This window comes from Verruconatronum alginivorum (assembly GCF_056590205.1).
The window spans coordinates 1,308,751-1,320,349 of sequence record NZ_JBWPVQ010000001.1; the positions used below are offsets into that span (position 1 = coordinate 1,308,751).

8 protein-coding genes are annotated in these 11,599 nt (G+C 62.6%); 7 read left to right on the plus strand and 1 reads right to left on the minus strand.

What is annotated here, in order from left to right; all coding sequences use genetic code 11:
- Positions 1 to 635: 635 nt before the first annotated feature.
- Complete coding sequence (locus ACWUI2_RS04555; RefSeq protein ID WP_486981679.1) at positions 636 to 4,388, minus strand: hydantoinase B/oxoprolinase family protein; 3,753 nt, start codon at positions 4,386 to 4,388, stop codon at positions 636 to 638.
- Between the two features lie 182 nt (positions 4,389 to 4,570).
- Here ACWUI2_RS04555 and ACWUI2_RS04560 point away from each other — a divergent pair, with 182 nt between their 5' ends.
- The 7 genes from ACWUI2_RS04560 (at position 4,571) to ACWUI2_RS04590 (ending at position 11,599) form a co-directional block, all read left to right on the plus strand.
- Entirely contained in the window at positions 4,571 to 4,849 is a 279-nt protein-coding gene (locus ACWUI2_RS04560) for a toxin (protein WP_486981680.1), read from the plus strand.
- Complete coding sequence (locus tag ACWUI2_RS04565; RefSeq protein WP_486981681.1) at positions 4,846 to 5,118, plus strand: hypothetical protein; 273 nt, start codon at positions 4,846 to 4,848, stop codon at positions 5,116 to 5,118. The genes ACWUI2_RS04560 and ACWUI2_RS04565 overlap by 4 nt, the downstream gene beginning before the upstream one ends.
- Before the next feature lie 292 nt (positions 5,119 to 5,410).
- Positions 5,411 to 6,406 carry an AAA family ATPase gene (locus ACWUI2_RS04570; RefSeq protein ID WP_486981682.1) on the plus strand — a complete coding sequence of 332 codons (996 nt, stop codon included), beginning with the start codon at positions 5,411 to 5,413 and terminating at the stop codon, positions 6,404 to 6,406.
- A gap of 15 nt (positions 6,407 to 6,421) precedes the next feature.
- The gene (locus tag ACWUI2_RS04575) at positions 6,422 to 7,357 is read left to right on the plus strand and encodes a DUF58 domain-containing protein (protein ID WP_486981683.1); all 936 of its coding nucleotides are present in this window, start codon (positions 6,422 to 6,424) and stop codon (positions 7,355 to 7,357) included.
- On the plus strand, positions 7,354 to 7,893 hold the full coding sequence (locus tag ACWUI2_RS04580; protein WP_486981684.1) for a DUF4381 family protein: 540 nt from the start codon (positions 7,354 to 7,356) through the stop codon (positions 7,891 to 7,893). Before ACWUI2_RS04575 ends, ACWUI2_RS04580 begins: the two co-directional genes overlap by 4 nt.
- Positions 7,893 to 8,927 carry a VWA domain-containing protein gene (locus tag ACWUI2_RS04585; protein ID WP_486981685.1) on the plus strand — a complete coding sequence of 345 codons (1,035 nt, stop codon included), beginning with the start codon at positions 7,893 to 7,895 and terminating at the stop codon, positions 8,925 to 8,927. Before ACWUI2_RS04580 ends, ACWUI2_RS04585 begins: the two co-directional genes overlap by 1 nt.
- Complete coding sequence (locus tag ACWUI2_RS04590; protein ID WP_486981686.1) at positions 8,924 to 11,599, plus strand: InlB B-repeat-containing protein; 2,676 nt, start codon at positions 8,924 to 8,926, stop codon at positions 11,597 to 11,599. Before ACWUI2_RS04585 ends, ACWUI2_RS04590 begins: the two co-directional genes overlap by 4 nt.

Consider the following 11,599-nt stretch of genomic DNA (forward strand, 5'->3'; position numbering starts at 1 on the left):
CTCCGTAAGCTCCTGATTGTCGCAAAGATCTATCACCCGCCTTCGAGAAATTTTTTTGGGCCCCCACGAAAGGCACGGCATTGAGCCATCGCCCCATGGCTAGAGGGTATCCGAAAAGGGTTGCGGCCGTTCGCTTGGCTGAAACAGCGGGGACACACCCCACCATGCTCGCGCATGGTCCCCCCTCTCAAGAGGGGAATGGCTTACAAAAAGATCCCCTCTTGAGAGGGGGGACCGCTCGCTAGAGCGGTGGGGTGTGTTTCCAGGCCGGTCCGGTCGCTGCGAACCCTTTTCTGACGGGACCTAGCTAATCGGATCAAACCCCGACTTTGTTGAATATCATATTTTCATAATTTGAAATTCAACAAAATATCGACCGACGGCAGTTGATTGAAAACGTTCGCGTTCGGCTCGAGGAGTCTCCCGCCGTGGCACTGCTTGGCGCTCGGCGGGCAGGAAAAACGACCCTTGCGATGAAGATTGCGGAGACCCGGGCCGGGGAGACGACGGTGTTCGACCTCGAAGCCCCTGCGGGACGGACCGCCGACAAATCACCGCCCTCCCTCTCCGCAACATTGCCGATATCCAATGGAATCGAGCCGTCACCTAAGAATCCGTTCGAAACCGTCGGGAATTTACGTCGTTTTCCCACCCCAACCTCCGCCGCCTGGGGTCTCGATCATCACGCGATCTCCCGGCTCCACCTCAAACCGGACCGCAGGATCGAGGGCCACTTCCTCTCCGCCCTTCCGGATGAGACTTTGCCGCCCGCAGGCCCCCGGCTTTCCGCCTCTGAGACCATACGGCGCCGCCACCCGGTGCTGGGTCAGCAGTGAGACCGACATGGGCTCCTCGAAAACCACCTCCCGGACCACCCCATCTCCTCCCCGGAACTTCCCGGCGCCTCCGGAACCCCGCCGGATGGCGAAGCGCTCCAACCTCACCGGGTAGCGAAACTCCAGGACCTCCGGATCGGTGATGGCCGTATTGGTCATGTGGGTATGCACCGCGTCGGCTCCATGGAATCCGTCGCCGGCTCCCGCGCCGCCACAGATCGTTTCGTAAAAACTGCACCGCTCGTTTCCGAATACGAAGTTGTTCATCGTTCCCTGGCTGCAAGCCGCTCCTTCGAACGCCAGCAGCAACGTGTCGACGAGCCGTTGACTCGTCTCGACATTTCCCGCCACCACCGGCGGACACTCCTCCGGATCGGGACGGAAAGCGGGATTCAACAATCCGGTCGGAAGTTCGATGTCGATCCTTTCCATGAGCCCTTCGTTCAACGGCACCGCCTCGCCCAGCAGCAGGCGGATCACGTAAATCACCGCACTGTGAACGATGGCCGGGGTCGCGTTGAAGCCGCCCGGATGTTCGGCGGCGGTCCCGGCGAAATCAAAAACGACCCGGTCCCCCGCCCGTTTCACCACGACTTGGATGGCCGACCCATCGTCCAACTCTTGGCGCGCGCGCAAGGGAGTCGTCGGCAGTTTCTCCAAAAACCGGCCCGCGGCGGCCGTGCTCATTTCTTTCAACCGGCCAAGGTAATGACGCAATCGGTCGCCCCCACCCGACCGGGCCAAGGCCACCAGGGCCTCTACCCCGCGAAGGTTCGCCGCCGCCTGCGCCTGGAGGTCCGCCAAATTGTCGTTCACCGCCCGCGAAGGCCACGGCGCGCTCCGGAGGAGTTCCGCGATCGCTTCGTAGCGCGGTTCGCCCCGGTCGAACAACAGGACCGGCGAAAGCACCACGCCTTCTTCCGCCAGCGAACCCGCCCCGGGCGCCATCGAGCCGGGACGAAGGCCTCCCATTTCCGCGTGATGCGCCCGATTGGCGACGAAGCCGATCCGATCGTCGCCGAAAAAAACCGGCGCGATCACCGTCAGATCGGGGAGATGACTCCCGCCAATGCCCGGATGATTCGTCAGAATCATATCCCCCGGACGGAACTCATGCCATTTCATGATCTCCCGCACGCAAAGCCCCATCGCCCCCAGATGGACCGGCACATGGGGAGCGTTCACCACCAGGTATCCGCGTTCGTCGAGAATCGCGCAGGAATAATCGAGACGCTCCTTGATATTGGTCGACAACGCCGTCCGCCTCAACTGCACCCCCATTTCCTCCGCGATTCCTTTCAACCGGTTCGTGTAGAGCTCCAACTGCACCACCTCCGCGCGTTCCTCCTCCCGCTCGACGGAGGAGGCCGTCGCGGATGTATTCAAAACCTTGATCGTCCCGTCGTCGCCGACCACGGCTTCCCATTCCGCCTCCACCACGAACGTGCTGAAACGGTCCTGGATAACGGCCGGGCCCTCGACGACCTCGCCCGGAGCAAGGCTCGCCCGATCAAGCAGCGGCCAATCCAGATTCCCTTGCCAGGAGACTTCCCGGACGGTCGCCCGACGAAATTCCTCCTTCACCCCGATCGGTGGTTTTCCGGACACCACCACCCGGATCGACGTGACTTCCACCTCGCGCCCCTGGGGATAATACCCGAAAATTTCGCGGTAGCGACGTTCGAACAACTCCGCCAGTTTCCCTTTCCGATACTCCACCGAAACCACCGATTCCTGCCCGCGCAGGCGCAACTCCACCAAGCGGCGTCGGACGACCACCGCATCCCCCGCGAACCCTTCCTCCCGTTGCACCGCCGCGAACGCATCCCCCGCCAATTCGTCGATCCACGCTTCGATTTTTTCTTCGCACTCCCTCAGCGGCTCCAACACCTGCTTTTGCGCAATACGCTCCGGGAGGGCCTGACGCAATCCCCCGGCGCTGAGCAACCCGGCATCCGTCGGCCAGACGATGGTGGTTATCCCCAGAAGTCGGCCCAACGCGCAGGCGTGCAGTCCTCCCGCGCCTCCAAACGCAACCATGGCGTATTCAGAAGGATCATACCCTTCCCGGATCGATATATGCCGGACCGCCTCCGCCATCCGTTCGTTGGCGATGTCGACGAATCCCATCAGCAACTCCCGGTCCTCCGGCACCTCTTTCCCGGCGGCACGGAGTCGCGCCCGCAGTTCTTCAAGACGTTGACGGGCCCTTTCCACGAACACCGGGATCCCGAATCGCTTCGGATCGATTCGTCCTAAAAGGACGTGCGCATCGGTCAAAGTCAGAGGTCCTCCTCCGCCGTAACAGGCCGGTCCCGGAGAGGCGCCCGCGCTTTCGGGACCGACCCGCAGGCTTTCTCCATCAAACGCGCAGATCGATCCACCACCCGACGCCACCGTCTCGATCTTCAGGGCGGGAGCCAACAGGCGGGCGTCGCCGACTTTTTGCTCGAAGGTGTAGTCGAACTCGCAATCGAACCGGGAGACATCGGTGCTGGTCCCGCCCATGTCGAACGAAATCAACCGCTCGTGCCCGGCCTGCCGGGCGGCCGCCACGGCCCCGACCACCCCTCCGGCCGGTCCGCTCAAGAGACTGTCTTTCGGACGGAACCCTTCCCGCGCGATCAATCCTCCGGTGCTGGTCATCACTTGGAGCCGGCCCTTCACCGGCCTCTCCACGCGGTCAAGATAGCGGTTCATCACCGGACTCAAATAAGCGTCGACCACCGCGGTCTCCGCCCGTGGCAACACCTTTATCAACGGCGCCAATTCATACGAGCAAGAGACGAAGGAAAAGCCGCGCTCCAACAAAAACCCCTTCACCCGCCTTTCATGTTCCGGGTTCCGATAGCTGTGCATAAAAACCACCGCCGCCACCTCGTACCCTTCGCGCCGCAGGCGCTCGACCGGTTCCTCCAACGTATTCAAATTGATCGGACGAATCACTTCGCCCGCCGCGTTCATCCTCTCCGCCACTTCGATTACTTCCCCGTGAAGCGGCTTCGGACGCTCGATCCGCAGAGCGAAAATATCCGGTCGCTGCTGGGAGCCGATCCGGAGAAGGTCGGCGAAACCGGCGGTGACGAAGAACGCCGTCCGCGCCCCCTTCCCTTCCAGCAAAGCATTGGTGGCACGGGTGGTCGCCAAGCGCAACTTCACCTCCGGAAGTTCCCGGCCCGCCGAAGTGGCGGTCGCCAAACGCGCGGCCAGCACCGGCGCCTCCTCCCCCGAATCGACGAAAAACGGCTCGCCCTCCAGCGCGCCCGGAGGCAACGGCTGGGCCAGGACCAAGGACTTGTTTTCCGGAGTGTAGGCGGTCACCTCGATCCCCTCGTTTGAAGCGGGCGGGAAAAAGGAGAAGCCACGGATGAAATCGTCGGGGGCGCCCCACGATTCCTCGATCTCGACCACCCGTCGGTCGTTGCCCACCCGAACGATTTTTCCCCGCAACGCCCCGCTGGAGAGCACCTTGACCCGAACGACATTGCCGTCCGCATCCTCGGCCAGACAATCGGTGAACGTCCCACCCGTATCCGCGCTGATCTTCCACATCCCCCGATTGTTGCCGGAAAGCCTCCCGTCTGTAAAGGGACCGATGAAGATCGGTGGAGGAGAGATCCGGAGCTTCGTGCTTTAGCCGAAGACCGTCGGCGAGGGGAGGTCCCCGGAGCCTGTCGATTCAACCTCGTCGACCGGCTTGACTGAATGCCGATCAGGCACACATATTAGGTGAAGTGAAATTTGATTGGGACCCGGACAAAAATATTTGGCTAAAACAGGAAAGAGGTATCGCGTTCGAAGATTTGGCGCTTCTTTTGGCGGCGGGACAACTCTGGAAAACGACCAAGCACCCCAACCAGGAAAAGTATCCGAATCAGCATGTGTTCCTGATTCCCGTAAATGGTTACATCTACTTTGTCCCGTATGTGATTGATAATGAGACGATTTTTCTCAAGACCGCTTTTCCCCACCGAAAAGCTACCCAGGATTTTTTGAAGGAAAAAAAGAGATGAATGACGAAGAAAGAAATCTGTCGGAAAGTTACGACCAAGGGAGGCTCAAACTAGAGAACCCCTCGGATCAACTGTTGCGCCTATTGGCTGATGCCGGAGAGAACACCTTTAAGAAAGACAAACGAATAAACATTCGATTGAGCAGTCACGATCTTATCGGCATCCAACGAAAAGCGGCTCGCAAAGGAATTCCTTATCAGGCCCTCATCTCCGGTTTGATCCATCAATACGTGGAAGGCGAACTCCAGGAACCCAAAAGTGAAACCTAAGGCGCCCCCCCAAACGCCGCGAAGAGACCGCCTAAAGGCGGAACTCCAACAAATCGGCTACCGGGAGCTTCGTGCTTTAGCCGAAGACCGGCGACGAGGGAGACCGGTCCGCACGCTCCGTCCGCCCAATGACGGCGGCTGGAGCGCGCGGCTCCTGCGATCGGAAAAGCGCCGAGCATCGTGATGGCGCAAGGTTTTGCGCACCAAGCAGAAGCTTCGCCATTTTTCCAAAAAACCGGGAACTTTTTTTCATTTTCACTCTCCATAAAGTGTGCCAAATATCGAAACACCTATGGCTGAATTCAATCTCGATGCGATCAACCAAAAGGTGGCCGAATCCAGCTCCTGGGTTTCCCGGCTACGCGCGGAAACCGGCAAGGTCATCGTCGGTCAACGCTATCTCCTCGACCGCCTCCTGGTCGGTCTTCTCGCCAACGGCCACGTGCTTCTCGAAGGAGTCCCGGGGCTCGCGAAGACGTTGTCGGTGACCACACTGGCCGACTCCATCCAGGCCGATTTCTCCCGGATCCAGTTCACTCCCGACCTGCTTCCGGCCGACATCGTCGGGACCTTGATCTACAACCCGCGCTCCGGCGATTTCACCACCCGGCAGGGTCCGGTCTTCGCCAACATCGTCCTCGCCGACGAGATCAACCGCGCCCCGGCCAAAGTCCAGAGCGCCTTGCTGGAGGCGATGCAGGAACGGCAGGTGACCATCGGCGACCAGACGTTCCCGCTGCCAACTCCGTTCCTGGTCCTCGCCACCGAAAATCCGATCGACCAGGAGGGGACCTACCCGCTGCCGGAAGCCCAGGTCGACCGGTTCATGCTCAAACTGAAGGTCGGCTATCCTTCGGTCAAAGAGGAGCGGCAGATCCTCGACCTGATGGCGACCACCGGGACCAAACCGCGGGCGAGCGCCGTCATTTCGCCGGAGGAGATCGTCGCCGCCCGGGGAACCGTCGACTCGGTTTATCTCGATCCGAAGATCCGCGATTACATCGTCGACGTGGTCTTCACCACCCGCTTTCCCGAACGTCACGGGTTGGAGGAGATGGGCAACTTCATTCAATTCGGGGCCAGTCCGCGGGCGACCATCGCCCTGAGCCTCGCCGCCAAGGCCTGGGCTTTCCTCCAGGGACGGGGTTACGTCACGCCCCAGGACGTCAAGTCGATCGCTCTCGATGTGATGCGCCACCGGGTGGTGTTGACCTACGAGGCCGAGGCGGAGGAGAAGACGGCGGAAGAGATTCTCACGAAAATTTTGGAAACCGTGCCGGTTCCGTAAGGTCGATTGTTCCCGATGGTGAACGAAGCCGAAAAGACGCGGGAGATCCTGCGCCGGGTGCGGCAGGTGGAGATCCGCTCCAGGAGAAACGTCGACGACGCCATGGTCGGCGCCTACCACAGCGTTTTCAAAGGAGCCGGGATCGATTTCGCCGAGGTGCGCGAATACCAGCCCGGCGACGATGTCCGCTCGATCGATTGGAACGTCACCGCCCGGATGGATCGTCCGTTTCTCAAGACCTTCAAGGAGGAGCGGGAGCAAACCGTCCTCCTGATGGTCGACCTCTCCGGCTCGGGCGACTTCGGCTCCGTCTCCCAGAGCAAACGGGAACTGGCGGCGGAGGTCGCCTGCGTGCTGGCCTTTTCCGCCTCCCGCAACAACGACAAGGTCGGCCTCCTCCTTTTCACCGACCAGGTCGAGCTCTTCATCGCCCCGCGCAAAGGCCGCCAACATATCCTCCGGGTGATCCGCGAGATCTTGTTTTTCCAACCGGCCCGCCTCGGCACCGATCTGCCGGACGCCCTCCGCACGGTCAACCGGGTGCTGAAACGGAAGGCGATCTGTTTCGTCTTCAGCGATTTCCTCACCGGCGACGCTCTCACCGGTTTCCGGGCGCCGGAAGGAAAACCGCCCGGGGAGGTCGAGCGGTTGCTGCGGTTAACCGCCCAACGCCACGACTTGATTTGCGTCGAATTGACCGATCCCCGGGAGCAGGATCTTCCCGACGTCGGGATCGTCACCCTGGAAGACGCCGAGACCGGCGAACTCCTGGAAGTGGATACGTCCGACCGCCAATTCCGGACCCTCTACGCGGTCGAAAACCTGCGCCGCCTGGAGAATTTTTCCAGCCGGTTGAAGCGAATGGGCATCGACCACCTCCGCTTGTCGACCGGGCAACCGTATGTGACCGAGCTTCGCCGCTTTTTTAAACAACGGGAGATGCGCCGATGAATCTGAACCCGATTTTTGCCGAAACCGGTCTCTCTGACATCCGCGACATCGTCGAATCCCCGGCCCTTTGGCCGTGGTGGGTGGCGGCCGCCCTGTTGTTGATCGCTGCCGGGTTCATCCTGTGGCGACTCCGCTCCCGGTCCTCCGCCGAAGCCTCCGCCGAGCCGGTGGAACCGCCCGACCTGAAGGCGCTCCGTTTGCTCGACCAACTCCAGCGCGATGGCGACCAACTTGATGGCGAAACCTTCACGGTGGAGATCTCCCGGGTGTTGCGCCATTACCTCGAAGAAGCACTCGACCTGCCGGCGCCGGAGCAGACCTCGGAGGAGTTTCTCCAGGAACTCCGGGGCGAAGATTGGACGACTCCGGCGTTGCAACAAACCCTCGAGGATTTCATGCGGTTGTCCGACCTGGTGAAGTTCGCCCGCCAATCCCTCGGTTCGGAGCAGCGCCGCCGTCTGCTCGAAAGCGCCCGGACCGTCGTCACCGCCACTCGTCCCGCGAAACAAACCGAACCCGAAGAGGCCGTTTCCTGATGTTGTTCCGTTTCCTCCATCCCGAACTCCTCTGGCTCCTGCTCCTGGTTCCGCTGGCCGCCCTGCTGGCCGGACAAACCGGGCGCAAGGCGGCGCTCCGTTTTTCCGCCGCTCCGATCGCCCGAAACGTTTCCCGGATGGTCCGCGGACGTCCGGGCCGGGTCAGCCAATGGCTCAAGGTGCTGGCCCTCGCCGCCGGGATTGTCGCCCTCGCCCGTCCCCAGGCGGGCACCGAGGATCGTTCCCACCGGGTCGAGGGGATCGACATCATGCTCACGGTCGACCTTTCCTCCTCCATGTGGGCCCACGATTTCATGATCGACGGACAGCCGACCGACCGGTTGACCGCGGTGAAATCGGTGATGGAGGAGTTCGTGAACGCCCGCCGCCACGACCGGATCGGTCTGGTCGCGTTCGCCGGACTCCCCTACCTGGTGAGCCCGCTCACGCTCAACCACGCCTGGATTTTGAGCCGGCTGGAGGAACTCGAGATCGCCATGATCGAAGACGGCACCGCCATTGGCAGCGCCATCGGTTCCGCGGTCAACCGATTGGCAGAACGGGGCGAAGGGGCCGCCGACGGAGTCATCGTGCTGTTGACCGACGGAGCCAACAACCGGGGTCGGATCAGTCCGCTCCAAGCCGCTGAAGCGGCGGCGGCCCTCGGATTCCGGGTTTACACCGTCGGGGTCGGCCAGGAAGACCCGGCCCCTTTCCCCCGCCTCGACCAACGGACCGGACGCCCTCTCCGGGATCAGGCCGGACGAATGGTGTTCGTCCAGGCCCCGCCCGATCTCGACCTGGAAATGTTGCAGGCGATCGCCGACCGGACCGGCGGGCGGTTTTTCCATGCCCGCGACTCCGACGAGTTGCTGAACATCTACGCCGAGATCGACGCGCTGGAGCGAACCGAGGTCGACCTCCACGCCAGCATCCTGTACCGCGATTGGTTCGTGATCCCGCTCGGCGTTTGCCTGACGCTTTACCTGTTCGACTGGATTCTCCGAAACACCCGCTACCGCCGCCTGCCGTGATTCAATTCGGACAACCTTTCTGGCTCTTCGGCCTCGCCGCCGCGCTTCTCCTGCTCACGGGTTGGGCCTGGTGGAGCGACCGGCGTTCCCGGCGTTTGCTGGAACGGTTCGTCGCCGGAAATCTGATCGACCGTCTTTCCGAATCGTTCAGCCGCCCCCGCCATCGCTTCAAATCCGTCCTCTCGGTGTTGGCCTGTCTCCTCTTTCTATTCGCCCTCGCCCGGCCGCAGTGGGGCACGGTCACCGAAGAGATCGAATTGCAGGGAGTCGACATCCTGTTCGCCCTCGACACCTCCCGGAGCATGCTGGCCGAGGATTACCGTCCCAACCGCCTGGAGCGGGCGAAGCTGGCGATCGTCGACCTCGTCAGCCGTCTGGAGGGAGACCGGGTCGGGTTGATCGCCTTCGCCGGGGACGCCTTTTTGCAATGTCCCCTCACCCTCGATTACAACAGTTTCCTACTCACTCTTGACGCCCTCGACACCAACACCATTCCCCGCGGCGGCACCGACATCGCCGCGGCGATCGAGGAGGCGATGGCTTACTTCGGTGACCGCGAAAGTCACCGGCTCCTGATCCTGATGAGCGACGGCGAAGATCTCGAAGCCAGCGGCATCGTCCGGGCCCGCGAAGCCGCCGCCCAAGGGATCACCATTTTCACCGTCGGCGTCGGCAGCCCCGAAGGCGCCTTGATCCCCCTTCGCTCCCCCGGCGGCGAAGCCGACTATCTCCGAGACCATGCCGGCAATCCGGTGCGAACCCGTCTCGACGAGGAAACGCTTCGAATCATCGCCTCCGTGACCAACGGCGTTTACCAACGGCTCGGCCGGGGCGCGGACCCCCTGGGCGAGATCCATGCCGCCGCCCGGGCCTCCGTCGACGAACTGACCGCCGGATCGTTGACCCGGGAAATCCCGATCGAACGCTACCAATGGCCGCTCGCGCTCGGACTGCTCTGCCTGTTGCTGGAATGGTCCATCGGCAACCGCCGCCGCCTCCCCCGTCCCCGGCCCGCCGTCGCCTTGGGAACTGTCGTGTTCGCCGCGATCCTCGGCTCGACGGCTCCGCCCGCCGACGCTTCGCCGCGGCAAGCCGAAAGGGCGTATCGATCCGGCAACTACGACGAAGCGGCTCGGCTCTGGCAGCAGGAACTGGAACGGGCCCCGGACAACGCCCGGCACCTTTACAATTTCGGCAACGCCCTCTACCGTGCGGGCGATTTCGCCGGGGCGATCGAGGCCTACGGACGAGCCCTCCCACTGGCCGACGTCGCCTTGCAGGAACGCATTTTCTTCAATCTCGGAAACGCCCAGTTCCACCTCGGCCAATCCGAACTGACCACCGCCCCGGCCCAGACCCGAAAGCTCTGGGACGAAGCGATGGAAAACTACGACAACAGCCTCGCCCTGAACCCGGCCGCCGAGGATGCCCGCAACAACCGGCAATGGGTCGAGCAACAGTTCACCTTCCACGGCGCCCGGATCGAGGTCGCTCCTTCCCCCGCCCGGGGCGGCAGCACTTCCCCCGGCGGTCTGCTTCTTCCCGGCATGACCCTCCGCCTGGAAGCGGAAGCGAATCCGGAATGGCGTTTCGTCCGCTGGACCGGCGCCGAGGTCGCGGATCCCGATTCCCCCTCCACCGAGATGGTGGTCCGGGAGAGCGCCCAGGTGATCGCGATCTTTCGGGAAACCCGCGAACTGGTGGTCGAAAGCGCCGATCCCGAGCAAGGAACGGCCGGGACGAGCGGGCGTTACGATCTCGGCGAAGAGGTCCCGGTCACCGCGACCGCCGCCGATTATTTCGCCTTCGACCGCTGGGTCTCGGACGAACTCGAAATCGCCGATCCGACGGCGGCGGAGACTACGGTCAAGTTGACCGGCGACGGACGAGTCACCGCGACCTTCACCGACGCCTACCGGTTGGATGTCGTTGCGGAACCGGCGATCGCCGGAAACGTCGGCAACAGCGGCTTCTTCCGGCGTTACTCCGAGACCCCGATCCAGGCCCAACCCCGCGACGGCTTCGAATGGATCGGCTGGACCGGCCAGGATATCGCCGACCTGCACGAACCGCAGACCACCGTCACGCTCAACGGCGACCGGACCGCGACCGCCCACTTCGACCGTATTTGGAATCTGGTGGTCCTTCCCGACCGCGACGAACATGGCCGGACCACCGGGGGCGGCAATCACCCGGCTGGAACCCTGCAACCGATCGAAGCGATCCCGGAAGAAGGCCACACTTTCCTCCGATGGGAAGGGCCGGGCGTCACCGACCCCGAAGCATCGAGCACCACCGTGGAAATTTCCTCCGACCCCCAGGACATCATCGCCATCTTCGAGCAGGACGACGAAAACGAAAACAGCGAGGGTGAGGGCGAGGGGGAATCGTCGGAGGAGCCGGACGAATCCGATGGGTCGGACGAGTCCAACGATTCGGAGGAATCCGACGGTTCCGAAGAACCGAGCCAACCCGAGGAACCGGAAACCGCCGAGCCGGAACCGGCCGAACCGGAGGCCGCCGAAGAAACCACCGAACGCGAAACGCCGGAAAGCCTCACCGAAGAAGAAGCCCGGCAACTCCTTCAAATGCTGCATCAGGATGAACGGCAACTGCCGTTGCGAATCCGTCCTCCCGGCGACGACGAAACCACCACCGGCCGCGACTGGTAA

Coding starts and splice junctions, on each gene's coding strand:
- ACWUI2_RS04555 (WP_486981679.1), bottom strand. CDS start 4,388: ATGTGGAAGATCAGCGCGGATACGGGTGGGACGTTCACCGATTGTCTG.
- ACWUI2_RS04565 (WP_486981681.1), top strand. CDS start 4,846: ATGAATGACGAAGAAAGAAATCTGTCGGAAAGTTACGACCAAGGGAGG.
- ACWUI2_RS04570 (WP_486981682.1), top strand. CDS start 5,411: ATGGCTGAATTCAATCTCGATGCGATCAACCAAAAGGTGGCCGAATCC.
- ACWUI2_RS04575 (WP_486981683.1), top strand. CDS start 6,422: ATGGTGAACGAAGCCGAAAAGACGCGGGAGATCCTGCGCCGGGTGCGG.
- ACWUI2_RS04580 (WP_486981684.1), top strand. CDS start 7,354: ATGAATCTGAACCCGATTTTTGCCGAAACCGGTCTCTCTGACATCCGC.
- ACWUI2_RS04585 (WP_486981685.1), top strand. CDS start 7,893: ATGTTGTTCCGTTTCCTCCATCCCGAACTCCTCTGGCTCCTGCTCCTG.